The organism is Serratia grimesii NBRC 13537, from assembly GCF_001590905.1.
Taxonomy (GTDB): Bacteria; Pseudomonadota; Gammaproteobacteria; order Enterobacterales; family Enterobacteriaceae; genus Serratia; species Serratia grimesii.
This window is the reverse complement of sequence record NZ_BCTT01000016.1, coordinates 1-26,777: the sequence shown is the minus strand read 5'-3', so window position 1 is coordinate 26,777 and position 26,777 is coordinate 1. Positions and strand designations below refer to the sequence as shown.

The 26,777-nt window shown below is 53.5% G+C and carries 22 protein-coding genes; 17 read left to right on the top strand and 5 right to left on the bottom strand.

What is annotated here, in order from left to right:
• Positions 1-234 precede the first annotated feature (234 nt).
• The 7 genes from lepA to acpS all read left to right on the top strand — a co-directional run bounded on the left by lepA (position 235) and on the right by acpS (position 6,863).
• The gene (gene lepA, locus SGR01S_RS19615) at positions 235-2,034 is read left to right on the top strand and encodes a translation elongation factor 4 (protein WP_061808346.1); all 1,800 of its coding nucleotides are present in this window, start codon (positions 235-237) and stop codon (positions 2,032-2,034) included.
• A gap of 32 nt (positions 2,035-2,066) precedes the next feature.
• The gene (lepB, locus tag SGR01S_RS19610) at positions 2,067-3,044 is read left to right on the top strand and encodes a signal peptidase I (RefSeq protein WP_037422089.1); all 978 of its coding nucleotides are present in this window, start codon (positions 2,067-2,069) and stop codon (positions 3,042-3,044) included.
• A gap of 307 nt (positions 3,045-3,351) precedes the next feature.
• Positions 3,352-4,032: a ribonuclease III gene (gene rnc / locus SGR01S_RS19605; protein WP_037422087.1), complete on the top strand. Its 681-nt coding sequence runs from the start codon at positions 3,352-3,354 to the stop codon at positions 4,030-4,032.
• Positions 4,029-4,937 (top strand): GTPase Era, encoded by a 909-nt coding sequence (era, locus tag SGR01S_RS19600; protein WP_037422084.1) that lies wholly within the window; start codon positions 4,029-4,031, stop codon positions 4,935-4,937. Before rnc ends, era begins: the two co-directional genes overlap by 4 nt.
• 8 nt (positions 4,938-4,945) lie before the next feature.
• Positions 4,946-5,677, top strand: coding sequence for a DNA repair protein RecO (gene recO, locus SGR01S_RS19595; RefSeq protein ID WP_037422081.1), 732 nt, complete (start codon positions 4,946-4,948; stop codon positions 5,675-5,677).
• A gap of 74 nt (positions 5,678-5,751) precedes the next feature.
• Positions 5,752-6,483 carry a pyridoxine 5'-phosphate synthase gene (pdxJ, locus tag SGR01S_RS19590; protein ID WP_037422078.1) on the top strand — a complete coding sequence of 244 codons (732 nt, stop codon included), beginning with the start codon at positions 5,752-5,754 and terminating at the stop codon, positions 6,481-6,483.
• Positions 6,483-6,863: a holo-ACP synthase gene (gene acpS / locus SGR01S_RS19585; protein ID WP_037422074.1), complete on the top strand. Its 381-nt coding sequence runs from the start codon at positions 6,483-6,485 to the stop codon at positions 6,861-6,863. The genes pdxJ and acpS overlap by 1 nt, the downstream gene beginning before the upstream one ends.
• A gap of 65 nt (positions 6,864-6,928) precedes the next feature.
• Here acpS and SGR01S_RS19580 read toward each other — a convergent pair whose 3' ends face one another.
• Entirely contained in the window at positions 6,929-7,189 is a 261-nt protein-coding gene (locus SGR01S_RS19580; RefSeq protein WP_037422071.1) for a YfhL family 4Fe-4S dicluster ferredoxin, read from the bottom strand.
• A gap of 53 nt (positions 7,190-7,242) precedes the next feature.
• Positions 7,243-8,091: a MurR/RpiR family transcriptional regulator gene (locus tag SGR01S_RS19575; RefSeq protein ID WP_037422068.1), complete on the bottom strand. Its 849-nt coding sequence runs from the start codon at positions 8,089-8,091 to the stop codon at positions 7,243-7,245.
• A 294-nt stretch (positions 8,092-8,385) separates the two neighbouring features.
• Here SGR01S_RS19575 and murQ point away from each other — a divergent pair, with 294 nt between their 5' ends.
• Genes murQ through yfhb form a run of 3 tightly spaced genes read left to right on the top strand, consistent with a single transcriptional unit; the run spans position 8,386 to position 11,320 of the window.
• Complete coding sequence (gene murQ, locus SGR01S_RS19570) at positions 8,386-9,279, top strand: N-acetylmuramic acid 6-phosphate etherase (protein ID WP_061808345.1); 894 nt, start codon at positions 8,386-8,388, stop codon at positions 9,277-9,279.
• A 19-nt stretch (positions 9,280-9,298) separates the two neighbouring features.
• Positions 9,299-10,660 (top strand): PTS transporter subunit EIIC, encoded by a 1,362-nt coding sequence (locus tag SGR01S_RS19565; protein ID WP_061808344.1) that lies wholly within the window; start codon positions 9,299-9,301, stop codon positions 10,658-10,660.
• 3 nt (positions 10,661-10,663) lie between these two features.
• Positions 10,664-11,320: a phosphatidylglycerophosphatase C gene (yfhb, locus tag SGR01S_RS19560; protein WP_037422061.1), complete on the top strand. Its 657-nt coding sequence runs from the start codon at positions 10,664-10,666 to the stop codon at positions 11,318-11,320.
• 39 nt (positions 11,321-11,359) lie between these two features.
• On the opposite strand, the gene yiaY is transcribed toward yfhb, so the two are convergent.
• Together yiaY and SGR01S_RS19550 are read right to left on the bottom strand one after the other, a co-directional pair.
• Positions 11,360-12,511, bottom strand: coding sequence for an L-threonine dehydrogenase (gene yiaY / locus SGR01S_RS19555; RefSeq protein ID WP_061808343.1), 1,152 nt, complete (start codon positions 12,509-12,511; stop codon positions 11,360-11,362).
• 196 nt (positions 12,512-12,707) lie between these two features.
• Positions 12,708-13,760, bottom strand: a complete 1,053-nt coding sequence (locus SGR01S_RS19550; RefSeq protein ID WP_061808342.1) for a DUF2339 domain-containing protein — start codon at positions 13,758-13,760, stop codon at positions 12,708-12,710.
• 109 nt (positions 13,761-13,869) lie between these two features.
• Here SGR01S_RS19550 and tadA point away from each other — a divergent pair, with 109 nt between their 5' ends.
• Positions 13,870-14,382, top strand: coding sequence for a tRNA adenosine(34) deaminase TadA (tadA, locus tag SGR01S_RS19545; RefSeq protein WP_037422049.1), 513 nt, complete (start codon positions 13,870-13,872; stop codon positions 14,380-14,382).
• Here tadA and mltF read toward each other — a convergent pair whose 3' ends face one another.
• The gene (gene mltF / locus SGR01S_RS19540; RefSeq protein ID WP_037422319.1) at positions 14,383-15,843 is read right to left on the bottom strand and encodes a membrane-bound lytic murein transglycosylase MltF; all 1,461 of its coding nucleotides are present in this window, start codon (positions 15,841-15,843) and stop codon (positions 14,383-14,385) included.
• A gap of 276 nt (positions 15,844-16,119) precedes the next feature.
• On the opposite strand from mltF, the gene purL reads away from it, so the two are divergent.
• From purL to glnB, 6 genes are all read left to right on the top strand, one after another.
• On the top strand, positions 16,120-20,013 hold the full coding sequence (gene purL / locus SGR01S_RS19535; protein ID WP_172479818.1) for a phosphoribosylformylglycinamidine synthase: 3,894 nt from the start codon (positions 16,120-16,122) through the stop codon (positions 20,011-20,013).
• Between the two features lie 794 nt (positions 20,014-20,807).
• Positions 20,808-22,244 (top strand): sensor histidine kinase, encoded by a 1,437-nt coding sequence (locus SGR01S_RS19530; protein ID WP_037417456.1) that lies wholly within the window; start codon positions 20,808-20,810, stop codon positions 22,242-22,244.
• Positions 22,245-22,246: 2 nt separating this feature from the next.
• A complete protein-coding gene (gene qseG, locus SGR01S_RS19525) occupies positions 22,247-23,116 on the top strand; it encodes a two-component system QseEF-associated lipoprotein QseG (RefSeq protein ID WP_061808340.1) in 870 nt (289 codons plus the stop codon).
• Positions 23,113-24,450: a two-component system response regulator GlrR gene (gene glrR / locus SGR01S_RS19520; protein WP_037417458.1), complete on the top strand. Its 1,338-nt coding sequence runs from the start codon at positions 23,113-23,115 to the stop codon at positions 24,448-24,450. Before qseG ends, glrR begins: the two co-directional genes overlap by 4 nt.
• A gap of 129 nt (positions 24,451-24,579) precedes the next feature.
• Positions 24,580-26,202, top strand: coding sequence for an NAD+ synthase (locus tag SGR01S_RS19515; RefSeq protein WP_061808339.1), 1,623 nt, complete (start codon positions 24,580-24,582; stop codon positions 26,200-26,202).
• Between the two features lie 157 nt (positions 26,203-26,359).
• A complete protein-coding gene (gene glnB, locus SGR01S_RS19510) occupies positions 26,360-26,698 on the top strand; it encodes a nitrogen regulatory protein P-II (protein ID WP_004847623.1) in 339 nt (112 codons plus the stop codon).
• Positions 26,699-26,777: the final 79 nt, after the last annotated feature.

Sequence of the window (26,777 nt, the reverse complement as noted above, 5' to 3'; positions counted from 1 at the left end):
TAACGGCGTTGGGTTTTGTTAACATCCGCTTTCATAACCCGGAGCGCTCTGTAACATTAAAGTCTACATAATAGAATGCCTTCACTGCACCGATCGCTAGGTTTTCAGTGTTGTGACATGTAGAATGCAGCGATTCAGGCGCAAGACGGCCGAACCCATTCACTGTCGCTTTAGGTCCATGCGGGTTTCTATAGGCGAGTAATTCAGAAATACCAAGGCAGAAAAACTTTTATAATGAAGCATATACGAAATTTCTCCATTATTGCCCACATTGACCACGGTAAGTCGACGCTGTCCGACCGTATTATCCAAATTTGCGGTGGCTTGACTGAACGTGAAATGGCTGCGCAGGTGCTCGATTCTATGGATCTGGAGCGCGAGCGTGGCATTACCATTAAAGCCCAAAGCGTGACGCTGGACTACAAAGCGCAAGACGGCCAAATCTACCAACTCAACTTTATCGATACGCCAGGGCACGTTGACTTCTCCTATGAAGTTTCTCGTTCACTGGCTGCCTGTGAAGGTGCACTGCTGGTAGTTGATGCTGGGCAGGGCGTAGAAGCTCAGACGTTGGCTAACTGCTACACCGCGCTGGATATGAATCTGGAAGTGGTGCCAGTACTGAACAAAATTGACTTGCCGGCTGCCGATCCCGATCGCGCTGCGCAGGAGATTGAAGACATCGTGGGTATCGATGCGACCGACGCAGTGCGTTGCTCGGCTAAGACCGGCGTTGGTGTGCCAGAAGTCCTCGAACGCTTGGTACGCGATATCCCTGGGCCAGAAGGCGATCCAGAAGCGCCATTGCAGGCACTGATCATCGACTCTTGGTTTGATAACTACCTGGGTGTTGTTTCCTTGGTGCGTGTCAAGAACGGCACTATGCGTAAGGGCGACAAGATCAAGGTCATGAGCACCGGCCAAACCTATAATGCCGATCGTCTGGGTATCTTCACGCCAAAACGTGTCGATCGTGACGTATTGAACTGCGGCGAAGTAGGCTGGTTGGTTTGTGCCATCAAAGACATTCTTGGCGCGCCAGTAGGCGATACCTTGACGTTGGCACGTCAGCCGGCAGACAAAGCGTTGCCGGGCTTCAAAAAAGTGAAGCCACAGGTTTACGCGGGTCTGTTCCCAATCAGCTCTGACGACTATGAGTCCTTCCGCGACGCGCTGGGCAAACTGAGTCTGAACGACGCTTCACTGTTCTATGAGCCAGAGAGTTCCACTGCGCTGGGCTTCGGCTTCCGCTGTGGCTTCCTCGGCCTGTTGCACATGGAGATCATCCAGGAACGTCTGGAACGTGAATACGATCTGGAACTGATCACCACCGCGCCAACGGTAGTGTATGAAGTGGAAACCACCAGCAAAGAGACTATCTACGTTGATAGCCCATCCAAGCTGCCACCGCTGAATAACATCGAAGAGTTGCGTGAGCCGATCGCCGAATGTCACATGCTGATGCCGCAGGAGTTCCTGGGTAACGTCATCACCCTGTGTATCGAGAAACGCGGCGTGCAGACCAACATGGTTTATCACGGTAACCAGGTTGCGCTGACTTATGAAATCCCGATGGCAGAAGTAGTACTCGACTTCTTCGACCGTCTGAAGTCCACCTCGCGTGGTTATGCGTCGCTGGATTACAACTTCAAACGTTTCCAAACATCGGACATGGTGCGTGTTGACGTGTTGATCAACAACGAGCGTGTGGATGCGTTGGCGCTGATTACTCACCGCGACAATGCGCAATACCGTGGCCGTGAGCTGGTGGAAAAGATGAAAGAGCTGATCCCACGTCAGCAGTTCGATATCGCCATCCAGGCCGCTATCGGCACGCATATCATCGCGCGTTCAACGGTGAAGCAGCTGCGTAAAAACGTGTTGGCAAAATGCTACGGCGGTGACGTTAGCCGTAAGAAGAAACTGTTGCAGAAACAGAAAGACGGTAAGAAACGCATGAAGCAGGTTGGTAACGTTGAGTTGCCGCAAGAAGCGTTCCTGGCCATTCTGCACGTTGGCAAAGACAGTAAGTAACAGCGACAAGTTCGCGTAACTAGGGAGTTTGCATGGCGAATATGTTTGCCCTGATCCTGGCACTGGCAACGTTAGTCACCGGGATCATTTGGGCCTTTGAGCGCTTTAAATGGGCGCCGGCTCGCCGGGCGAAAATTGCGGCGGTGAATGCACAAACTGCAGGCGCTGTAGACGATAAAACGTTGGCGAAAGTGGCGAAGCAGCCAGGCTGGATTGAAACCGGTGCATCGGTTTTCCCGGTATTGCTGTTGGTCTTTGTGGTGCGTTCATTTATTTACGAGCCATTCCAGATCCCGTCAGGCTCAATGATGCCTACGTTGTTAATTGGCGATTTTATTCTGGTGGAGAAATATGCTTACGGCATTAAAGATCCTATTACCCAGACGACGCTAATTGAAACTGGTCATCCGAAGCGTGGTGATATTGCGGTATTTAAATATCCATTGGATCCAAAGCTGGATTATATCAAACGCGTCATTGGTTTGCCGGGCGACCGTGTAAGTTACGATCCCGTCAATAAGCGTGTGACCATCCAGCCTTCGTGTAATAGCGGTCAGTCATGCAATACCGCATTGGCGGTGACTTACAACGATGCGCAACCAAGTGACTTTGTGCAGCTGTTTAGTCGCAGCGGCATGGGCGAAGCCAGCAACGGTTTCTACCAGATTCCGCTGAGTGATAACGTACCGCAGGGTGGCATCCGTCTGCGTGAGCGCCAGGAAACACTGGGGACTGTTTCTCACCATATTCTGACCGTGCCGGGCACGCAGGATCAGGTGGGGGCTTATTACCAGCAGCCAGGTAAACAATTGGCAGAGTGGGTTGTGCCGGCAGGTCATTACTTCATGATGGGTGATAACCGCGACAACAGCGCTGACAGCCGTTATTGGGGCTTCGTACCGGAGAAAAATCTGGTGGGTAAAGCCACAGCTATCTGGATGAGTTTTGAAAAGCAGGAAGGCGAATGGCCTACCGGCGTAAGATTTAGCCGCATCGGTGGAATTCATTAATCCAGTGTTTCTACCCTATGAATTTCAAGCTGTAGCCAGGCGACCAGCTTGCTTATCCCCAGGTGCTTACTCAAGTAAGTAACTGGGGGGAGCGAATACAGGTAACAACGCTATAGTTTGAAAGGCGACGGGTATATTAACGCAGCATTATATTTCCACTCGTTGTAGAATACCGGCTCGAGCGATAAAAAGTTGGCTCCCTGTTGGGAGCCACTGCAAACGAAACAGCTTTGGATTGGCTTTCGGCGAAGCAGGCCTGTTCCGTATGCTGCAAGTTTTTGACGCATTCTTGATCTATTGGTAACTCATGAACCCCATCGTAATAAATAGGCTGCAGCGGAAGCTGGGCTACACTTTTCAACAGCAGGAGCTCTTACTGCAAGCGTTAACTCACCGTAGCGCCAGCAGTAAACACAATGAACGTCTTGAGTTTCTGGGTGACTCTATTCTTAGTTTTGTCATCGCCAATGCGCTCTACCATCGTTTTCCTCGCGTAGACGAGGGCGATATGAGCCGCATGCGTGCCACGCTGGTGCGTGGTAATACGTTGGCGGAGATGGGACGCGAGTTCGATCTGGGAGAATGTCTGCGTCTGGGCCCGGGTGAGTTGAAAAGCGGTGGGTTCCGCCGCGAATCAATCCTGGCGGATACGGTTGAGGCATTAATTGGCGGCGTGTTCCTGGATAGCGATATCCAAACTGTTGAACGACTGATTTTGGACTGGTATCGCAGCCGCTTGGACGAAATCAGCCCTGGTGATAAGCAGAAAGACCCAAAAACCCGTTTACAGGAGTTTTTGCAAGGTCGCCATCTGCCGTTACCTTCTTATCTGGTGGTGCAGGTTCGCGGTGAGGCGCACGATCAGGAGTTTACTATCCACTGTCAGGTGAGTGGTTTGAGCGAACCCGTAGTGGGAACAGGCTCAAGCCGCCGTAAAGCTGAACAGGCGGCAGCGGAACAAGCGCTGAAAAAGCTGGAGCTTGAATGAGCGAAGAAAAACAATACTGTGGTTTTATCGCGATAGTTGGTCGTCCCAACGTGGGCAAATCCACGTTGCTGAACCAACTGTTGGGGCAAAAAGTCTCCATCACCTCGCGTAAACCGCAGACGACCCGTCACCGTATCATGGGTATCGACACCGATGGCGCCTATCAGGCGATCTACGTCGACACCCCGGGTCTGCACATCGAAGAAAAGCGCGCCATCAACCGTTTGATGAACCGCGCAGCCAGCAGCTCAATCGGCGACGTCGAGCTGGTGATCTTCGTTGTGGAAGGGACTAACTGGACCGCTGACGATGAAATGGTGGTCAATAAGCTGCGTAGTTTGAAATGTCCGGTACTGCTGGCGATCAACAAGGTCGACAACGTTACTGACAAATCCAAACTGTTGCCGCATATCGCGTTCCTTAGCCAACAGATGAATTTCCTCGACGTGGTACCAATCTCTGCCGAGAAAGGTATGAACGTGGACACTATCGCGGCTATCGCACGCAAGCTATTGCCGGAAGCGGAACACCACTTCCCGGACGATTACATTACCGACCGTTCCCAACGCTTTATGGCGTCGGAAATCATCCGTGAAAAGCTGATGCGTTTTCTGGGTGAAGAACTGCCTTATTCTGTGACGGTTGAGATCGAACAGTTTGTGCCGAACGAGCGCGGTGGTTACAACGTGCACGGGCTGATTCTGGTCGAGCGCGAAGGCCAGAAGAAAATGGTCATCGGCAACAAAGGTGCGAAGATCAAAACGATCGGCATCGAAGCCCGCCAGGATATGGAACAGATGTTTGAAACCAAAGTGCATCTGGAACTGTGGGTAAAAGTGAAATCGGGTTGGGCGGATGACGAACGTGCGCTGCGTAGCCTGGGCTATACCGACGATCTGAAATAACGTATCCAATGGACGGCTGGGAGCGCGCTTTCGTCCTGCATGGACGACCGTACAGTGAAACCAGTCTCATGCTGGATATGTTCACAGAAGGTCATGGGCGGGTGCGCTTGCTGGCAAAAGGCGCGCGCAGCCGCCGCTCCAATTTAAAGGGTTGCTTGCAACCCTTTACTCCTCTCTTAGTACGCTGGGGTGGCCGTGGCGAAGTAAAAACGCTGCGTAACGCCGAAGCGGTCTCCCTTGGTTTACCTCTCAGTGGCATGATGTTGTACAGCGGCTTGTACGTGAACGAACTGCTGTCACGAGTGTTGGAACAAGAAGCCAATTACTCGGTATTGTTCTTCGACTACCTACAATGTTTGCAGGCGCTGGCGGCAGAAGACGTTTCGCCGGAGCAGGCGCTGCGTCAGTTCGAATTGGCTTTGCTGAACCATCTGGGATATGGACTGGACTTTCTGCATTGTGCTGGCAGCGGTCTGCCGGTGGATGATGGCATGACCTACCGGTATCGCGAGGAAAAAGGTTTTATCGCCAGTCTGGTGGTGGATCATTACAGCTTTACCGGCCGTGAACTACGTGCGTTGGCAGAGCGCCAGTTCCCTGATGTGTCAACGTTACGTGCGGCCAAACGTTTCACGCGTATGGCACTCAAGCCCTATCTGGGCGGAAAGCCGTTGAAGAGTCGTGAGCTATTTCGTCAGTTCGTCCGTAAACAGCCGGATACACCGGTCGACGACGCCTGACCTTTTCCTCTTTTGCCGCACAGTCCCCACGTGTAAACTACGGCCACTGAAAATCAATTCTTTAGAGGGTTGTCATGGCTGATTTGCTGCTGGGCGTCAATATCGATCACATCGCCACGTTACGTAACGCGCGCGGAACCCAATACCCGGATCCGGTTCAGGCAGCATTTATTGCCGAGCAAGCAGGAGCCGATGGGATCACTGTACACCTTCGTGAAGATCGCCGTCATATCACCGACCGCGACGTTCGCATTTTGCGCCAGACCATTCAAACGCGCATGAATCTGGAAATGGCAGTGACGGATGAAATGCTGGATATCGCTATTGAGTTGAAGCCGCATTTTTGTTGCCTGGTGCCGGAAAAACGTGAAGAAGTGACCACTGAAGGTGGGCTGGATGTTGCCGGGCAACAAGACAAAATGTCCGTTGCGGTTGAGCGATTGGCACAGGCCGGTATTCTGGTATCGCTGTTTATCGATCCGGACCATCGACAGATAGATGCAGCGGTAGCGGTGGGTGCTCCTTACATTGAAATCCACACCGGCGCTTATGCGGAAGCCGAAGGCGAACTGGCGGTGAAAGCAGAGCTGCATCGTATCGCGGTTGCTGCAACTTACGCGGCAGAAAAAGGCCTGAAGGTGAATGCCGGACATGGTCTGACTTACCATAACGTTCAGCCTATCGCTGCACTGCCGGAAATGCATGAGTTGAATATCGGTCACGCGATTATCGGGCAGGCGGTGATGTGCGGTCTGCCTGCTGCGGTCACGGATATGAAACTGCTGATGCGCGAAGCACGTCGCTAATGGCCGTGCTGGGATTGGGTACCGATATTGTCGAAATGGCACGTATCGAAGCGGTAGTAGAGCGTAGTGGTGATCGGCTGGCGCGTCGTGTACTCAATGATACTGAATGGGCATTGTACCAGCAGCATCAGCAGCCAGTACGTTTCCTGGCCAAACGGTTTGCGGTGAAAGAGGCCGTTGCCAAGGCCTTTGGTACCGGTATTCGCAATGGGTTGGCGTTTAATCAGTTTGAAGTCTTTAACGACGGTCTCGGCAAGCCGAATATCCGTCTGCATGGTCGCGCCGCCGAGCTAGCCCAGGAAATGAGGGTGACATCTATCCACGTTTCGCTGGCAGACGAGCGTCGTTATGCCTGCGCCACGGTGATTATCGAAGGATAATAGGCTGGCTTTGCGACAAAACAAAAGGGCGCCAATTGGCGCCCTTTTCGATCTGAACGTGGCCGTTACAGCTGTTCGGCATGGTGCAGCACCACAAACTTGTCCCACAGCTGTTCATTGGTTTCGCGGTGCTGAGGATTAACCACGATGGTATTGTCGATTGGGCACACCTGCTGGCAGGTTGGCGTATCGTAATGACCGACGCATTCGGTACAGCGATCAGTATCAATCTGATAGATATCATCGCCCATCGAAATAGCCTGATTCGGGCATTCCGGCTCGCACATATCGCAGTTGATGCATTTGCGCGTGATTAGCAGGGCCATGATTTATCTCTCAACGTTAATAGGGGTATTTTTTGCAGCGCCGATTATACCGTTTAAACCAGTTTTTTCACTAATTGTTCGCTGTGTTTGATACGGTCACGTGCGTGATCGAGATCGTGCTGAATTAAGGCCATGAACATCAGGTCGGTAAGCGCATATTGAGCGGTGCTGGAGGAAATAGCGGCGCTGCGGGTGTTGGGTTCTTCGGCGATAGTATACAAACAGTGGTCAGCGCGTTGCTGCAATCCATTGGGGGAGAAACTGGTCAACGCCAACACTTTAGCGCCAGCCAGGCGAGCTTCTTCGGCTGCCAGATTGATTTCCCTGCGTTCGCCGCTAAACGAAATGGCCAGCAATAAGTCCCGTTTATCCAGTGCCTGAACTGCCGCCAATTGGACGTGCATATCCGGCTCGGCCACCGCCATAACGCCAATTTTTAGCAGCTTGTAAGAGAAATCTTTGGCAACCAGCCCGGAAGCGCCAATTCCCAGCAAAATAACCCTTCGCGCCTGGCGCAGCATTTCCAGCCCCTGATGAAGGCGCTCTTCACTGTTGATATCCAGTGTTGCGCGTAGTGCCGCTTGCTTTTCTACCAACAATTTTTCACCGACGGTTTTCAATGCATCACTGCTAAGGATCTGGTTATGCACCGTAACGACAGGTTCTGCTTGCGGGTGGGCCAGCGTTTCGCTCAATGCCAGTTTTAGTGCCGGAAAGCCTTTATAGCCCATTTTTTGAGCAAACTTAACGACGCTCGACTGACTGACCCCAGCCAACTGGGCCAGCTTTTGTGAACTAAGATGGCGTGCCTGCTCGGCGTTATGCAGCAGAAAGTCCGCCAACTTGCGGTCATTTTGAGCCAGCGTTGGGTACATCTGGCGAATACGGAGAAGGGTACTCATAAGGTGTGTCTCATCATTGACCGTGGCGCCGTCGCAGACCCAAAACCGTAATCAAGGCGATGGGTACAGAGCATAGCGAACCTCTGTTTCGGCCCGATAACGCGGAGTTCGGGTTTTTGAGGCGCAACCAATATTTCCTGAAAACCAGCCGACATTCTGCCACGGCAGTGACGAAAACGCGCAGTGAAAATTTTTGTGACCAAGTCTTTAAAATAGCAAAAAATGCTCGCTTTGTTGAATAAAATATTCAAATAATGATTTTAGTTTGTGAATTAAAAATTCAAAGGTGAAAAAATGAATTTAGGCGCATTGGTGTCCGAAACCCGCAACCCAGCCACTATGGGGCTGGATGAAATGTCGACGCTGGAGATGGTGGGTTGTTTTAACCGGGAAGACCGAAAGGTGCCAGAGGCAATTGAAAAGGTGTTGCCTGCTATTGCACAAGCGGTGGATCTGGCTGCGGCGGCGCTGAAGGCTGGTGGTCGGCTGATTTATCTGGGCGCGGGTACCAGCGGTCGTCTTGGCGTGCTGGATGCTTCTGAATGTCCGCCGACATTCGGTGTGCCCCATGGCATGGTGATCGGGCTGATTGCCGGTGGCCCTGGGGCATTACTGAAAGCGGTAGAAGGAGCGGAGGACGATGCCACGCTGGGCGAGGCCGATCTCCTTGCACTGAATTTAACGGCGACCGACATTGTGGTGGGGTTGGCGGCGTCAGGGCGCACACCTTATGTGATTGGTGCATTGCGTTACGCAAGACAACTGGGTTGCCCAACGGTAGCTATCTCGTGCAACCCGGACTCACCGATCGCTCATGAGGCACAGGTGGCGATTTCGCCGGTCGTGGGGCCAGAAGCCTTGACCGGCTCGACGCGCATGAAATCCGGTACTGCACAAAAGCTGGTGCTGAATATGTTGTCGACCGGTGCGATGGTCAAGCTCGGTAAGGTTTATGAAAATCTGATGGTGGATGTGAAAGCCACCAACGTAAAACTGGTGGATCGTGCTTGTCGTATCGTGGTGGAAGCTACCGGCGCCGAACGCAGTCAGGCTGAAGCCGCGCTAAAGCAAACCCGCTTTGAGGTCAAACCGGCAATTCTGATGATTCTGGCTGGCGTTGATGCTGAAGAGGCGCAGCAGCGCTTACAGCAACACGACGGCTATTTGCGCGCGGCATTGACGCGCTAAACCACACCTGGGGCGGGCGATGGACAAAACAACGGCACTGGCAACACAGATTCTGGCGGGGATTGGCGGTGAGGGAAATATCCTCCGGCTGGAAAACTGCATGACAAGGGTTCGTGTTGAGGTTAACGATGAGCAACGTCTTGATTTAGCGCTGCTCAAGCAGTTACCGGGCATTAAGGGCTATATCAAGCAGGGCGAGCAGCATCAATTCATTGTTGGTCCTGGTGCCGCCGCCAAAGTGGTGGATGCTATGCGTACATTACTCAGTTGCGCCCCTGCGGCTGTTGAGGACAATATCGCTCGCAACAAGGCACAGGCTAAGCAAAAGTATTCTGCACCAATGAGCGGTGCGCTGAAAAAACTGGCTGATGTCTTTATTCCCCTGATACCGGCGTTTATCGCCTCCGGTCTGATTACCGGCATTATCAACGTGCTGAAGAGGCCGGATATTGCCGGTGAGCTGGCGGTGAATTACCCCAACGTGCTGGGACTGCTGGCGATTTTCGGCAGCGCAGTGTTTGCCATTATGAATATTCTGGTGGGGGTTAATGCAGCACGGGTGTTTGGCGGTTCGCAAGCCATGGGCGGCGTAATGGCCGGCATTCTCTCAAGCCCTGCGTTGGCTCAAATCACCCTGTTTGGTGAGGCATTGCAGCCTGGGCGCGGTGGGGTGATTGCGGTGCTGCTGGTAGTGGCGCTCATGTGCTGGGTGGAAAAGCGCCTGCGCAATTGGCTGCCGGAATCGATTGAACTGATCCTCAATCCGCTGATCACCACCCTGGTGACCGCATCCTTGGCCATTGTGATCCTGCAGCCGCTGGGCGGTTATATTTCGGATGCCATTGCCCATGGCGCCAATCTGGCGATCGACAAAGGCGGCTTGCTGGTGGGCGCAGTGCTATCCGGGCTGTTCTTGCCGCTGGTGTTGTCCGGTTTGCATCAAGGGTTAGTGCCGATCCACGTCGAGTTGGTGCAGGCTCATGGTTCCAACCCACTGTTGCCGATTTTAGCGATGGCAGGAGTAGGGCAGGTCGGGGCTGCGCTGGCGGTATTAATGAAAACCCGTAATGCGCGTCTAAAAAAGGTGATCAAAGGGGCGTTGCCGGTTGGTATTCTCGGCATTGGCGAGCCGTTGATTTTCGGCGTGACGCTGCCGTTGGGTAAGCCCTTTATCGCGGCTTGTCTTGGTGGTGCGGTAGGTGGGGCACTGATCAGCTACTGGAAAGTGGCGACGGTGATCACCTTCGGCATCTCGGGTTTACCTTTGGCGTTAACCATTGTCTCGGGTAAGGTGATGTTGTATCTGGCTGGTCTGGTGATTACCATTGCCGCTGGATTTATTTTCACCTGGATAATGGGATTCAACGATCCTGAGGAGTAGCGTTTGAGCGAGAAGCAGAGCCAACAGGCCGTGGAAGGCCGTCGCGTGGTGTTCTTTGATCTGGACGGTACGCTGCATCAGGAAGATATGTTTGGCAGTTTTTTACGTTTCTTGTTACGTCGTCTGCCGCTGAATCTGTTGCTGGTGGTGCCCTTATTGCCGATCGTTGGGCTAACGATGCTGGTGATGGGGCGTGCCGCTCGTTGGCCCATGAGTGTGCTGCTGTGGTCGATTACCTTTGGTCGCTCAGAGGCCAGCCTAAAGGCGTTGGAATTGCGTTTTGTCAGTGATTTCCGGCAGAAAGTGACAGCTTTTCCTGTGGTGCAAATGCGCTTGCGGCAATACCTTGATGCTCATGATGCGCAAGTATGGTTGATCACCGGCTCGCCAGAACGACTTGTTAAGCAGGTTTATCAGGACTCGGCTTTCCTGCCGCAGGTTCATTTGGTCGGTAGCCGTATTATACGGTGTTACGGAGGTTGGGTTCTGACGCTGCGTTGCTTGGGTGAACAAAAAGTCACCCAGTTGGAACAGCGTCTTGGCGCTCCGCTCAAGTTATACAGTGGCTACAGCGACAGCAAGCAGGATAACCCATTGCTCTATTTCTGTGAGCATCGTTGGCGGGTCAGTAAGCAGGGTGAGTTACAACAGTTGGAATAACTAAAGGGCGGATATTCCGCCCTTTAGTATTTTGGATGTTTACATTGCCGCGCGGAAGATGGCGACAATTTGCTCGTGGGTGGCTTGTATTGGGTTGGTGAAGCCGCAAGCGTCTTTCAGTGCGTTGGCTGCCAGCGTATCGAAGTCCTGTTCTTTCACCTTTAAATCACGTAGGCCAGCCGGAATACCGACGTCTTGCGCCAGTAAACGGATGGCAGCAATACAGGCGGCGGCACCCTGTTGGTCATTCAGGTGTGTCACGTCGAGGCCCATGGCGGCGGCGACATCTTTTAGCCGTGATGCACATACGCTCGTATTGAACTCCTGCACGTGCGGTAACAGCACGGCATTACACACCCCGTGTGGCAGATCGTAGAAGCCACCGAGCTGATGCGCCATGGCATGCACATAGCCGAGTGAGGCGTTGTTGAAAGCCATACCGGCCAGGAACTGGGCATAGGCCATGTTTTCACGTGCTTGCATATTGTTGCCGTCGGCGACTGCGTCACGCAGAGATTCGGTGATCATGGTGACGGCTTTCAGTGCGCAAGCATCGGTAATCGGGTTAGCTGCGCTGGAAACATAAGCCTCTATCGCGTGGGTTAGCGCATCCATCCCGGTCGCGGCGGTTAATCCTTTTGGCATGCCGGCCATCAGGTGTGGATCGTTGACCGACAGGATTGGGGTGACGTGTTTGTCGACAATCGCCATTTTGATGTGACGCGCTTCATCAGTAATGATGCAAAAACGGGTCATTTCAGAGGCGGTACCTGCGGTGGTGTTAATAGCAATCATCGGTAGCTGCGGTTTTGCAGAACGATCAACACCTTCATAATCCTTAATGTCGCCACCGTTAGTCGCCAGCAGTGCAATGCCTTTGGCACAATCGTGTGGTGAACCCCCACCGAGAGAAACGACGCAATCGCACCGGTGTTCTTGCAGTAAGGCCAGGCCTTGCTTCACGTTCAGAGTGGTTGGATTAGGATGTGTGCCGTCATAAACGCAGCTTTCGATTTGCTGTGCGGCGAGTAATTGTTGAACCTGGGCGACCACACCAATGTTATTCAACACTTTGTCGGTCACGATCAATGCGTAACCTAGCCCCTGCTGTTTCATGGTGTTCGCTGCTTCTTCCAGACAGCCAGAACCAATCATATTGACGGAGGGGATAAAGAAAGTTGAAGCAGCCATAACTCACTCCTTGATAAAAGCTTTATTGCTTGCCTCAAACACTACTATGCTAATTATTAAATTATCATGATCTATCGCAATATCGGGGTGGATAAGCCAGGTGATTGATTTGATTTTAATTTAACCACTTTAACCTTGTGGATTTGGCTCGGTCTGAGCTCAATCCAGCAGTAAGTTTAACCGTTAAACAGAAGCTTTAATCATCGGTTTGATCATGGGGTTTGCGGCCCAATTGCCAGATCTTCTCTGCGTAATGCCCCAAGGCCCACAGACTGAGACCGAGTAGCACAAAGAAAATAGCCTTCGGCATGGCACCCCAGAAAAACTCGAAAAAACGCGTGTAAAGGTTAATACCAAGAAACGTCAGGCCGAATCCGCGGAGCATGCCGTCGTCGCGTTTCAACCCCAGCCAAATGCAGCCGACGGCGACAAGGCCGAACAACAGGCTCCAGTGAAACAGTTCGATCTGGCGTGCATTGTACCAACTGTCGAGATCGCTATAGTTGCCAAAGATCGACAGTAACCAGAGGGCTATAAATAGGTATAACAGCCCCATCGCCAATGAAACCCGCTCCAGACCACGGCGAGCGAGTAGTGGCTGCAACAGCAACGCAGCCGCGATCAGTACCGCACCGAAGGCGATAAAGCGAATCGGAAAACTCATCCCGAGCCAATAGGCGCCCCAGCCCGACATATAACCGGTTTCGGCGCCGAAGGCGTTACCGAGCGACAGCAGAGCAAACCACCACACCAGCCCTGAGCGGCTGAACCAGCCAATCACGCCATACAGCAGGGCAGCGAACATCAGTAGCAGTGAGATTCGGCCGCTGCCGTTATCCAGCCAAACGCCCATCTGCCACAGGGCACAGGCAGTCAGCAGTACGGCAACGAATAACGCCGCCTCATTGCCGTAACGTTTTTCCGGATACCGGTGGCGTCGGCGCAATGCCCACACATAGCCAAGAGCGGCGAGTATGGCGGCAATTGTCATACGTACGGGGGCATCGAAGCGGAACAGCTCACTGAGTCGGTATAGCAGTGCGCTGTCGGCGAACAGGCTACTGATGGCGATCACCAGCGAAGCCAGTGCGGCGAGAAACGCATAGCGTGCCAGCCGTCGCCAGTCGAAGGGCTGTACCTCGACATGTTGCATCAGTTGTTGCTGTTGCTGTGTCGTCAGTGCGCCTTCAGCTACCCAGCCGTCCAGCGCTTTACGCACTACGGCGGCATTCTTTTTATTGAATTTCATGTTTCCTGTCCCTGAAAAACACTGTTATTCGGCCAGTATAGTCGAGTGGCTGCGATAAAAGGGGCTACTGTGTATAATGCCCGCCGCAAAGTGCACGAGGAATGATGCAATGACTGAATATAACGATGAATACTGGATGCGTCAGGCATTGCAGCTGGCCTTGCGTGCGCAAGAAGAAGGTGAAGTGCCGGTGGGGGCATTGCTGGTGTTGGATAATCAGGTGATTGGCGAAGGCTGGAACCGGCCGATTGGCCGCCACGATCCAACCGCGCATGCAGAGATCATGGCTCTGAGACAGGGTGGCTCGGTATTGCAGAATTACCGTCTGCTAAATGCCACGCTGTATGTGACACTGGAACCTTGTGTGATGTGTGCAGGGGCGATGGTGCATAGCCGCATTCGCCGGTTGGTATACGGTGCGCCCGATGTAAAAACCGGTGCAGCAGGATCACTGGTGGATATTTTGCGCCATCCAGGCATGAATCATCAGGTGGAAATCCTGTCCGGCGTGCTGGCCGAGGAGTGCGCCGCTACGTTGAGCAACTTTTTCCGCATGCGCCGTGAACAGCAAAAGGCGTTGAAACTGGCACAGCGCGCAGGTCTGGATAAGAACCCAGATTAATCAGAAGTTAAGTGCCAGTTCCGGTGTGACGGCCGGGTAGCCTTTCCCCATTTCAGCCTGTTCGGCGGCTTCCTGCGCTGCCTTTCTCTCTTTTTCCAGTAGATAACCCACCAAACTGACCTGATAACGTCGGATGTTCTCTACATAGTTATAAGCTTCACGCCCGCGTGCATAGCCGTAGGTCAACTGCGGGTAATAGCGCTTTTGGCTGAGCATCGGCAGGCGCTGTTTGACGTCTACCCAGCTGTCCGGATTGCCTTTTTGCATCTTGGTCAGCTTGCGGGCATCGAGCATATGGCCCCAACCCATGTTGTAGGCCGCCAGTGAGAACCAGATGCGTTCATCTTCCGGCACGCTGTCGGGTACCTTGGCCATCAACCTTTGCAGGTAGAGTGCGCCACCCTGGATACTTTCCTCAGGATCGAGACGATCATTAACTCCGAGACCGTCGGCAGTGGCTCGCGTTAGCATCATGAGTCCGCGTACACCCGTCGGTGAGGTTGCCTGGGGATTCCAGTGTGATTCCTGATAGGCAATAGCTGCCAGCAGTTTCCAGTCGATCTCATTGGCATACTTTTCAAACAGCGAGCGAAATGTTGGCAGGACGGAGTCGATGGCTGACAGGAAGGTCTTGGTATCAACGTAATCGAAACTGCCGACGTGACCGAGATATTTTTCCTCAAGCCGTGCCAACGTCCCGTCGTCAACCATTTGACTGTAGAAGTCCAGCATTGCTGCATACAGACTGTCGTCGGTGCCGCGCTTCAAATACCAGGTGACGGGTTCTTCATCAGTCACGTCGAAGGCGACCGCCAGCTGCGGGTGGATACGTTGCAGCAGGGCAATGGTCACTGAATCACCGAGGGTATAGTCCAGTTTGCCGTCAGCTACCTGCTCCAACAGCTCTTTTGAGGTGAGATCGCTGGAGGATTCCCAGCTGAGGTTCGGGAACTTGCTTTGCTTAAGCTGTTTCAGCGTGCTGACGTGGGCAGAGCCAGAAGCAACGGCCAGTTTACCTTTAATATCGGCAAAGGTTTTTGGCCGAGCGGTTCCCAAACGGTAGACCAACTGCTGGGAGACCGAATAATAAGCTGGACCGGTGCGTGCGCGGCTGAGCCGATCCTGATTGTAGATCAGGCCCGCGGCCAGCAGGTCTGCATCGTCATCATCTAAATCGTCAAAAAGGTCATTGATATTCTTATGCGGGATCACCACCAGTTTCACACCCAGATAGTTGGCGAAGCGTTTTGCCAACTCATAGTCGAGACCACTCGGTCCCTGTTTGGTCGTGAAATAGGTTAACGGCGAGTTTAGCGTACTGATACGCAACTCCCCGCGGGATTTAATCTCTTCGAGTTGCCCGCCCTGACCGCCGCGCCAGGTAATATTGGGCCACAAGGCGAGCGCCAGAAGCAAGGTAACAACACCGATTAGAATGTAGTTTATTTTAAGGCGTTTCAAATAGTTATCCAGTGGTGGCACACGTGCACTGCCGACAGCAAACCAGTCTTTTCTTATGGTTAAATCACCAGTGCGGGGGCATTTTGCGCAACAAAACGCCAGCGTGCAACTTTATTGACACGTTATGACAATTCAATGGCGCAAACAGCTTTTATCAATAATAGCTACGCAAACGGTTTCGTCTGCGGCGTAGATTCTCTATAATGGCGCGCGTTTTCCCCCTGTTGCGCCCAATGAAGTGCTGAAGTCAGTTGCTTCGAAGACGAGAGAACTTTGATTATGGAAATACTGCGTGGTTCGCCCGCTTTGTCGGCTTTTCGTGTTACCAAACTGCTGTCCCGCTGTCAGGACGCTCAACTTCCTGTTAGTGATATCTACGCCGAGTACGTCCACTTTGCTGATGTTAGCGCGCCGCTAAACGCCGAAGAGCATGCCAAGCTTCAGCGTCTACTCAAGTACGGCCCCTCTCTCGCCGAACATGCCCCTGAAGGTCGCTTGCTGTTGGTGACGCCGCGTCCGGGTACTATTTCTCCGTGGTCTTCTAAAGCCAGCGATATCGCCCATAACTGCGGTTTGAAGCAGGTACTGCGATTGGAGCGCGGCCTGGCGTTTTACGTTAAGGCGCCGACGCTGACTGAAGCGCAATGGCAGCAGCTTGCTGTACTGTTGCACGATCGCATGATGGAAACCGTCTTCAGCAGTTTGCAACAGGCGGAACAACTGTTCGCTCAACATCAGCCTGCGCCTTACCAGGCCATCGATATGTTGGGTGAAGGGCGCAGCGCGCTGGAACAGGCCAACATCAAGTTGGGCCTGGCGCTGGCTGAGGACGAAATCGACTATCTTCTGAATGCCTTTACCGGTTTGGGGCGCAACCCGACGGATATCGAACTCTATATGTTCGCGCAGGCCAACTCTGAGCACTGCCGCCATAAAATTTTCAACGCCGATTGGATTATCGACGGTGAACAGCAGCCGAAGTCGCTGTTCAAAATGATCAAAAATACTTTTGAGCAGACGCCGGATTATGTGCTGTCGGCTTATAAAGATAACGCCGCAGTAATGGAAGGCTCGCAGGTAGGGCGTTTCTTCGCTGAGTCGGAAAGCGGTCAATATGATTATCATCAGGAAGAAGCACATATTCTGATGAAGGTGGAAACTCATAACCACCCGACAGCAATCTCCCCATGGCCAGGCGCAGCTACCGGTTCCGGCGGTGAGATCCGTGACGAGGGTGCTACCGGTCGCGGTGCCAAACCCAAAGCGGGCCTGGTGGGCTTCTCTGTCTCCAACCTGCGTATTCCTGGCTTCGAACAGCCGTGGGAACAGGATTTCGGCAAACCTGACCGCATCGTTACTGCTCTGGACATCATGACCGAAGGTCCATTAGGCGGTGCAGCGTTCAACAACGAATTTGGCCGTCCGGCACTGGTGGGTTACTTCCGTACTTATGAAGAGCAGGTCAACAGCCATAATGGCGTGGAACTGCGTGGCTACCACAAGCCGATCATGCTGGCGGGCGGTATTGGTAACATCCGCGCCGATCACGTGCAAAAAGCGGAAATCACCGTAGGCGCCAAGTTGGTGGTGCTGGGTGGCCCGGCGATGAACATCGGTCTGGGTGGTGGTGCAGCCTCTTCCATGGCGTCCGGCCAGTCTGACGCCGATCTGGATTTCGCCTCGGTACAGCGCGACAACCCGGAAATGGAGCGCCGTTGCCAGGAAGTGATTGACCGCTGCTGGCAATTGGGCGCACAAAACCCAATTCTGTTTATTCACGATGTGGGTGCTGGTGGCTTGTCTAACGCCATGCCTGAGTTGGTTAGCGACGGTGGCCGCGGTGGTCGTTTCGAACTGCGCGATATTCTGAACGACGAGCCGGGCATGAGCCCACTGGAAGTCTGGTGTAACGAATCGCAAGAACGTTATGTCATGGCGATTGCGCCAGCGCAGATGGCGCAGTTTGACGAGATTTGTCGCCGCGAACGTGCCCCTTATGCCGTGATTGGTGAGGCTACCGAAGAACAGCATTTGACGCTGAACGACAGTCATTTCGACAATCAACCGATCGACATGCCGCTGGACGTGCTGCTGGGCAAAACGCCGAAGATGACGCGTGACGTAACGCGCCTGCAGGCCAAAGGCGAGCCGGTGCAGCGTGACAATATTACTCTGGCTGATGCAGTCAACCGTGTTCTGCATTTGCCGGCTGTTGCCGAGAAAACCTTCCTGATCACCATTGGCGACCGTACCGTGACCGGTATGGTGGCGCGTGATCAGATGGTTGGTCCATGGCAGATCCCTGTAGCGGATTGTGCAGTAACGACCGCCAGCCTGGACAGTTACTATGGTGAAGCGATGTCGATCGGCGAACGTGCGCCGGTCGCTCTGTTGGACTTCGCCGCTTCTGGCCGCCTGGCGGTAGGGGAAGCGTTGACCAACTTGGCTGGAACTGAGATTGGTTCACTCAAACGCGTGAAGCTTTCCGCTAACTGGATGGCAGCAGCAGGTCACCCGGGTGAAGACGCCGGTCTGTATGAAGCCGTGAAAGCCGTTGGCGAAGAGCTTTGTCCTGCACTGGGTATTACGATTCCCGTGGGCAAAGACTCAATGTCGATGAAAACTCGCTGGCAGGAAGGTAATGAACAGCGTGAAATGACCTCGCCGTTGTCGTTGGTTATCACCGGTTTTGCTCGCGTAGAAGACGTACGCCATACCGTGACGCCACAGTTGCGTACCGATAAGGGCGACAGCGCGCTGCTGTTGATCGACCTGGGTAATGGACATAACGCGCTGGGCGCCACCGCATTGGCACAGGTTTACCGCCAGTTAGGTGACAAACCGGCCGACGTGCGCAATGTCGAGCAATTGGCGGGCTTCTTTAATGCGATGCAACAGTTGGTGGCCGATCGCGCACTGCTGGCTTACCACGACCGTTCTGACGGTGGCCTGTTGGTCACGTTGGCAGAAATGGCGTTTGCCGGTCACTGCGGCGTGCAGGCGGACATTAACGCGTTGGGTGATGATGCACTGGCCGCATTGTTCAACGAGGAGTTGGGGGCGGTAATTCAAGTATCTGCTGACCAGCTTGAAGCTGTAAAACACGTATTTGCTCAGCAGGGTCTGATCGACAATGTGCACCATATCGGCAGCGTACAGGCTGGCGATCGCTTTGTGATTACTCAGGGCGATAAAACGGTGTACAGCGAAAGCCGTGCGACGTTGCGTACCTGGTGGGCAGAAACGACCTGGCAGATGCAGCGCCTGCGTGATAATCCTGAGTGTGCCGATCAGGAACACAAGGCCAAACAGGACGAGCGCGATCCTGGCCTGAACGTCAAATTGAGCTTCGCGCCAGAAGAAGACATTGCTGTGCCGTATATCGCCAAGGGTGCACGCCCTAAAGTGGCGGTGCTGCGTGAGCAGGGTGTTAACTCCCATGTTGAAATGGCAGCAGCATTCCATCGCGCCGGTTTTGATGCGGTAGATGTGCATATGAGCGATTTGCTGGAAGGGCGTCGCGATTTGCAGGACTTCCATACGTTGGTCGCCTGTGGTGGTTTCTCGTACGGCGACGTATTGGGTGCCGGTGAAGGTTGGGCGAAATCGATTCTGTTCAACGATCGCGTTCGCGACGAATTCGAATCTTTCTTCCATCGTCCGCAAACCCTGGCATTGGGTGTGTGTAACGGGTGCCAGATGATGTCGAACCTGCGTGATCTGATCCCAGGTGCAGAACATTGGCCTCGCTTTGTACGTAACCTGTCTGACCGTTTCGAAGCGCGTTTCAGTCTGGTGGAAGTGGCGGCTAGCCCGTCACTGTTCATGCAAGGTATGGCGGGTTCTCGCATGCCGATCGCCGTGTCACACGGTGAAGGGCACGTCGAGGTGCGGGATGCTGCACACTTGGCGGCGTTGGAGCACCATGGTCTGGTTGCTTTGCGATTTGTCGATAATGCGGGCCATGTGACAGAAACCTACCCAGCGAACCCGAATGGTTCGCCGAACGGTATCACCGCTGTGACCAGCGCTAATGGCCGTGCGACGGTGATGATGCCGCATCCAGAGCGTGTATTCCGCACTGTCAGTAACTCATGGCACCCAGAAGAGTGGGGCGAAGACAGCCCGTGGATGCGCATGTTCCGTAACGCTCGTAAGCAGCTGGGCTAAGTAAGCATTCAGCAGTGGACTGCGGGGCGCAAGAGATTGCGCCCCTTTTTATTGGGTGGGGAGGGTTATTGTCTGCATTTTGCGACAGAGGCTACTTTCACTGTCTCTAAAAAGAGACACATAACTCGTTGTTTTATAATGGTGTAAAATTAATTGAGTTAAGTTGTCGGGTTTTGGAGACAGGGCGGTGTTTTTTTATTCATCGAATGCCGTGATAAAGCGACCACTTTAGCCGCGATTAAAATTATTTTTATTTAATTTCAATGTGTTAATAAATATATTGAAAAATTGGCACGATAAGTGCATTATTCTCTCCAGTTGCTCATTCACCTTTTTATGACGGCCCCGTATTTAGACGGAATAGTTGCCTCATAAGCCTCCGAATGATGCCAAAGAAATGGTGCCTATCGTCCAACCAAACCGATAACAGACGCGCAAGCGCTTTATCAAGCATCGGGCGACACGTGGAGTGAGGCACCGCCTGTATCCAACTGTGATGAGTATTCATCAAATCCGGATACTTACGGATGCTATTCGTCCTATTCGATGCCAGCTTAGTGCTACATCACCCTGGGGACGAGGTTTAAGGGCATCCACACTTTCTTGCGATGGGGCAGTCCTGCCCCAACGTCAATTCGTTAAAGTCATGTTTACCTCTCTTTCATTACGACAGACCCAAACACAAATTCCTGCCCAAGGCCCGCTTGCCTGTATTTTCCTGACGCTCCGCTGAACGCCGGGCTTTCCTCTCATCGGCGACTCAGTTAGCATCGAAGCAGACTAGAGACAATGAGATGATTTCGTTGAAAAGATGGCGTTTATTTCCCCGCTCGCTGCGCCAACTGGTGCTGATGGCGTTCCTGCTGGTGCTGTTGCCGCTGTTGGTGCTGGCTTATCAGGCTTACCAGAGCCTGGATCACCTGAGCGCGCAGGCGGCAGACATCAACCGCACCACGCTGGTGGATGCGCGACGCAGCGAGGCCATGACCAGTGTGGCGCTGGAAATGGAGCGCAGCTATCGCCAATATTGCGTATTGGTCGATCCCACTCTGGAAAAGCTGTACCAGAACCAACGAAAACAGTATTCGCAGATGCTCGACGCGCATGCACCAATCCTGCCTGATGAACGTTATTATCAAACGTTGCGTAATTTGCTGACCCAGCTTGCGGCGATTAAATGTCAAAGCAGTGGGCCGGACTCACAGGCTTCGGCTCTGTTGGAGTCGTTTTCACGCTCTAATGCCGAGATGGTGCAGGCCACGCGTGCCGTGGTGTTTTCACGGGGTCAACAGTTACAGCAGGCGATTGCTGAGCGTGGCCAGTTCTTCGGCTGGCAGGCGTTGATGCTGTTTCTGGTCAGTGTGATGTTGGTGGTGCTGTTCACCCGGATGATTATCGGCCCGGTAAAAGCGGTTGAGCGGATGATCAACCGTTTAGGGGAAGGGCGAGCATTAGGTAGTACGGCATCTTTTAAAGGACCGCGAGAACTACGTTCGTTGGCGCAACGCATTATTTGGTTGAGTGAGCGGTTAGCGTGGTTGGAATCGCAGCGCCATGAGTTTTTACGCCATATATCGCATGAGTTGAAGACGCCGCTGGCCAGCATGCGTGAGGGTACCGAGCTGCTGGCGGACGAAGTTGCCGGTCCGTTGACGTCCGATCAAAAAGAAGTGGTGACCATTCTCGATCAAAGTAGCCGTCACTTGCAGCAGCTGATTGAACAACTGCTGGATTACAACCGTAAACTGGCCGATGGCCCGGCGGAACATGAGAATGTTGCGTTGGAAGAAATGGTTGAAATGGTCGTTGCTGCGCACAGTTTACCGGCTCGGGCAAAAATGATTCGCACCGAGATCCAGCTGGATGCGGAAATCTGCTGGGCAGAGCCTACGCTATTAATGCGCGTACTGGATAATCTCTACTCCAATGCGGTGCACTACGGTAAGGAATCCGGTAACATTTGGATCCGCAGCCGTCAGGTTGGGCAACGGGTGCAGATTGATGTCGCCAATAGCGGCACGCCGATCCCCGAAGCTGAGCAAACCATGATTTTTGAGCCTTTTTTCCAGGGTAGTCACCAGCGAAAAGGGGCGGTAAAAGGAAGCGGTCTTGGGCTAAGTATCGCGCAGGATTGTATCCGCCGGATGCGCGGCGAGCTGCAACTGGTCGAAGTTGCTGGCGCAGACGTCTGCTTCCGTATTGAATTGCCATTAACCGCCGAGAATGAATAATAATGTACACATGGTCTAAACGCCTTCGTCTCTCACAGACCGAACGTTCACCGCGTGCCACACAGGGTACGCCGCTCGGCAAGCGTCGATTTTCCTTTTTAGGCAGCGTTCTTTTTGTGCCCTTTCTACTGGCTGGCTGTGTTGATCGCGCGGTCAGCGGTGGCTTAAGCCAGCCGCAGCAGGAAGCGATCCCGGACACAAAAGTGGTGGATTACCGCATTGCAGCGTGTGACACCCTGTGGCCGCTCGACGAAAAAGATGCGTTGAATAACTCTCTTTACTGGCTGCGAGCCATGGATTGCGCCGATCGTATCGGTTCCACCCAGGCGCGTGCGCTGGCGAAAACGCTGCCTGGTGACAGTTGGTATGGGATTTTCAAACAAAGCATCCTGTTGGGTAGCGCTGAGCCAACCTCTGGCGAACGTCGCCAGATGATCGATCGCCTGAACAGTTATCGTCTGGAGTTCCCAAGTTCACTGCGCCCGTTGTTGCAATTGTGGCGTCAGCAGCAGGTGCTGCAGATCACTCTGTTTGATGAAAAGGCACGCTACCAACATCTGCAGGAAAGTTCTGACAGCCAGATAGATCAGTTGCGCCAGAGCCAAATACGTTTGCAGGCACAGTTGCAGGACACGTCACGTAAGTTGGAAAACCTGACTGATATCGAACGCCAGCTCTCTTCGCGCAAGCAGTTGCAAACTGAGATTCCGGACAACAGTGCGACGCAACAAAAAACCGACGCCGTGAAGAAAGTGGCACCAAACAAAGCCGCAGAACCGGACGCGGAACCGGAGAAGGGCACAGCCCTGCCGGTGGAGCCGGAAGATACCTATGCGCCGTCCCCTGCTAACAAGGAGTCCCACGCGCAATGACAGCACGCAAACCGGCCAATTTATTATTGGTTGACGACGATCCCAGCCTGCTCAAGCTGTTGGGAATGCGCCTGACCAGCGAAGGTTTTCATGTCACCACTGCAGAAAGCGGTCAGGAAGCGTTGCGCCTGTTAGGGCGCGAAAAGATTGATCTGGTGATAAGCGATTTACGGATGGATGAGATGGACGGCATGGCGTTGTTTGCCGAGATCCAGAAACATCAGCCGGGCATGCCGGTGATCATCCTTACCGCCCACGGCTCGATCCCGGACGCGGTGGCTGCCACACAGCAAGGGGTGTTCAGCTTCCTGACCAAGCCGGTGGATCGCGATGCGTTGTATAAGGCCATCGACGAAGCGCTGTCATTGTCGTTGCCTGCGGGTGATGACAGTTGGCGTGAAGAGATCGTTACCCGCAGCCCGATTATGCTGCGCCTGCTCGAGCAGGCAAAAATGGTGGCACAGTCCGATGTCAGCGTCTTGATCAACGGCCATAGCGGTACCGGTAAAGAGGTGCTGGCGCAAGCGATTCATGGTGCCAGCCCACGTGGTAAAAAGGCGTTTATTGCCATTAACTGTGGCGCGTTGCCGGAGCAGTTGCTGGAGTCAGAACTGTTTGGCCATGCAAAAGGGGCGTTTACCGGCGCAGTGAGTAGCCGTGAAGGGCTATTTCAGGCGGCAGCCGGCGGCACGCTGTTCCTTGATGAGATCGGCGATATGCCGCTTTCGCTCCAGGTTAAATTGTTGCGCGTGCTGCAAGAGCGCAAGGTACGTCCGTTGGGCAGTAACCGTGATTTGGACATTGACGTACGCATTATTTCCGCCACTCACCGCGATCTGCAAAAGGCGATGGCGAAAAACGAATTCCGTGAGGATTTGTACTATCGCCTGAATGTGGTGAACCTGAAAATCCCTGCACTGAATGAACGCGCCGAGGATATTCCATTACTGGCCAATCATCTGCTGCGCGAATCCGCCAAACGCCACAAGCCGTTTGTCCGTAGCTTCTCTTCGGACGCCATGAAACGCCTGATGACCGCCAGCTGGCCGGGTAACGTGCGCCAACTGGTGAACGTTATCGAACAGTGTGTGGCCTTGACCTCTGCGCCAGTGATCAGCGAAGCGCTGGTGGAACAGGCGCTGGAAGGGGAAAATACCGCCTTGCCGACCTTTGTCGAGGCGCGTAATCAGTTTGAATTACATTACCTGCGCAAGCTGTTACAGATCACCAAAGGTAACGTGACGCAGGCCGCGCGTATGGCAGGCCGTAACCGCACCGAGTTTTATAAATTGCTGTCGCGTCATGAACTGGACGCCAACGATTTTAAAGAATGATATTTTCCGCTGCGGCCTGCGCACGCAGGTTCTCAACAAACGCAACGGAATGATTTACACTCCGTTCTCTTGTTTGTGGCGTGGCCCAACACAGAGAACCATGGAACGTATTAAGCGGGATCCTAAACAATGAGCAGATCACTATCCATCGCATTGGCCCAGTTAAACCTGCTGGTCGGTGACATTGAAGGCAACACCGAGCGCATGTTGCAAACGGTGCAAGAGCAGCAGAAGGCGGGAGCCGATCTGGTCATGTTCACCGAACTGGCGCTGTCTGGTTATCCGCCGGAAGACCTGTTGTATCGCAATGATTTTTATCAGCGCTGTGACGCGCAGTTGCATCGTTTGCAACAGGCGTCGGTCGATGTAGCCATTCTGGTCGGCCACCCGTGGCGTGAAGGCGATAAACTCTATAATGCGCTGTCGCTGTTCTCCGAAGGGAAGTTGCTGGCGCGTTACTTCAAGCAGCAGTTGCCGAACTATGGTGTTTTCGATGAGAAACGCTACTTCCAGGCGGGCAATGAAACCTGCGTGGTTGAGCTGAAAGGCTATCAATTGGGCCTGCTGATTTGTGAAGATCTGTGGTTCCCTGAGCCGGTCGATGTTGCCAAGGCCGCTGGCGCTGAAATGATTTTGTCTATCAATGCCTCGCCGTACAACCGTGAAAAGCCGTATATCCGCAAAACGCTGATGGCTGGCCATTGCCAACGCACCCATTTGCCTCTGGTGTACCTGAACCAGATCGGTGGGCAGGATGAACTGATTTTTGACGGCTGCTCGAAGGTATTCGACGCCGCTGGCAACATGACCCACCGTCTGGCGGCATTTGCCGAACAGGTCACGTTACTTGAGTTCAATGAGCTGGACGTCGTGCCAATGACGGCACCGGCTGCTGAGTTACCACAGTTAGCGCAGGTGTATGAAGCCCTGGTGCTGGCAGTGCGCGATTACGTCACCAAAAATGGCTTTAAGGGCGCAGTGCTGGGGTTGTCTGGCGGTATCGATTCGGCGCTGACGCTGGCAATTGCCGTCGATGCATTGGGCAAAGATAAAGTGCAGGCACTAATGATGCCGTTCCGCTACACCGCGGATATCAGCATTGCCGACGCCAAAGAAGAAGCCGAAATCCTGGGTATTGAATTTGATATCGTCTCCATTGAGCCTATGTTTGATGCCTTTATGGGCCAACTGACGCCAATGTTTGCCGGTACCGAACGTGATACCACGGAAGAAAACTTGCAGGCACGCTGCCGTGGTGTGGTGTTGATGGCGCTGTCTAATAAGCGCCGTAGCATCGTGTTGACGACCGGCAATAAAAGCGAGATGGCGGTAGGTTATGCCACGCTGTATGGTGATATGGCGGGTGGTTTCGACGTACTGAAAGACGTACCGAAAACACTGGTATTCAAGTTATCCGAATACCGCAATACCGTTTCTTATGTGATCCCTCAGCGCGTTATCGATCGCCCGCCGTCCGCAGAGCTCGCACCGGATCAGCTCGATCAGGACAGCTTGCCGCCGTACGACATTCTGGATGCGATTCTGGAAGGTTATGTCGAACGCGATAAGTCGGTTGCCGATCTGGTGGCCGAAGGTTTCGACGAGGCGATCGTGCGCAAAGTTATCCGTCTGGTGGATATCAACGAATACAAACGGCGTCAGGCTGCCGTCGGGCCGCGTATTACCGCCCGCAATTTCGGCAAAGACCGCCGCTACCCAATCACATCCGGCTTTGGCCGCAAAAATTGGTAATTAAGTGCCTATTCAATAGGCGTTATCGTCGCCGTTAATTTGGGTTCGGACAGCACGCAGGGCCCGGAGCGTATAGGTAGTACGTGAGGAGCCCGAGTACTGCCCGGGCGCAAAATGACAAGAAAAATAGCCTAGTGAATAGGTGCGAGGAAACAAGATGAAAAAGATCGACGCCATTATCAAGCCGTTCAAACTGGATGATGTCCGTGAAGCGCTGGCTGAGGTTGGCATTACCGGGATGACCGTCACCGAAGTGAAAGGCTTCGGCCGCCAGAAGGGCCACACCGAGCTGTACCGTGGCGCGGAGTATATGGTCGATTTTCTGCCAAAGGTGAAAATTGAGATCGTGGTGGCCGACGATATCGTCGATACCTGCGTCGAGACCATCATGCAGACCGCGCAAACCGGCAAAATCGGCGACGGCAAAATCTTTGTCTTCGATGTGGCGCGTGTAGTGCGTATTCGTACTGGCGAACAAGACGAAGAAGCGATTTAATGTGATCGTCTACCGGGCACCGCTAGCTTGAGCTTGGGCAGTGCTCGGCCTCCTCGCGTACTACGTGTACGCTCCGGGG

Coding starts and splice junctions, on each gene's coding strand:
- tadA (WP_037422049.1), top strand. CDS start 13,870: ATGACTGAATATAACGATGAATACTGGATGCGTCAGGCATTGCAGCTG.
- recO (WP_037422081.1), top strand. CDS start 4,946: ATGGACGGCTGGGAGCGCGCTTTCGTCCTGCATGGACGACCGTACAGT.
- era (WP_037422084.1), top strand. CDS start 4,029: ATGAGCGAAGAAAAACAATACTGTGGTTTTATCGCGATAGTTGGTCGT.
- SGR01S_RS19550 (WP_061808342.1), bottom strand. CDS start 13,760: ATGAAATTCAATAAAAAGAATGCCGCCGTAGTGCGTAAAGCGCTGGAC.
- SGR01S_RS19530 (WP_037417456.1), top strand. CDS start 20,808: ATGATTTCGTTGAAAAGATGGCGTTTATTTCCCCGCTCGCTGCGCCAA.
- murQ (WP_061808345.1), top strand. CDS start 8,386: ATGAATTTAGGCGCATTGGTGTCCGAAACCCGCAACCCAGCCACTATG.
- lepB (WP_037422089.1), top strand. CDS start 2,067: ATGGCGAATATGTTTGCCCTGATCCTGGCACTGGCAACGTTAGTCACC.
- SGR01S_RS19515 (WP_061808339.1), top strand. CDS start 24,580: ATGAGCAGATCACTATCCATCGCATTGGCCCAGTTAAACCTGCTGGTC.
- yiaY (WP_061808343.1), bottom strand. CDS start 12,511: ATGGCTGCTTCAACTTTCTTTATCCCCTCCGTCAATATGATTGGTTCT.
- lepA (WP_061808346.1), top strand. CDS start 235: ATGAAGCATATACGAAATTTCTCCATTATTGCCCACATTGACCACGGT.
- SGR01S_RS19580 (WP_037422071.1), bottom strand. CDS start 7,189: ATGGCCCTGCTAATCACGCGCAAATGCATCAACTGCGATATGTGCGAG.
- SGR01S_RS19565 (WP_061808344.1), top strand. CDS start 9,299: ATGGACAAAACAACGGCACTGGCAACACAGATTCTGGCGGGGATTGGC.
- glnB (WP_004847623.1), top strand. CDS start 26,360: ATGAAAAAGATCGACGCCATTATCAAGCCGTTCAAACTGGATGATGTC.
- acpS (WP_037422074.1), top strand. CDS start 6,483: ATGGCCGTGCTGGGATTGGGTACCGATATTGTCGAAATGGCACGTATC.
- pdxJ (WP_037422078.1), top strand. CDS start 5,752: ATGGCTGATTTGCTGCTGGGCGTCAATATCGATCACATCGCCACGTTA.
- SGR01S_RS19575 (WP_037422068.1), bottom strand. CDS start 8,091: ATGAGTACCCTTCTCCGTATTCGCCAGATGTACCCAACGCTGGCTCAA.
- qseG (WP_061808340.1), top strand. CDS start 22,247: ATGTACACATGGTCTAAACGCCTTCGTCTCTCACAGACCGAACGTTCA.
- rnc (WP_037422087.1), top strand. CDS start 3,352: ATGAACCCCATCGTAATAAATAGGCTGCAGCGGAAGCTGGGCTACACT.
- glrR (WP_037417458.1), top strand. CDS start 23,113: ATGACAGCACGCAAACCGGCCAATTTATTATTGGTTGACGACGATCCC.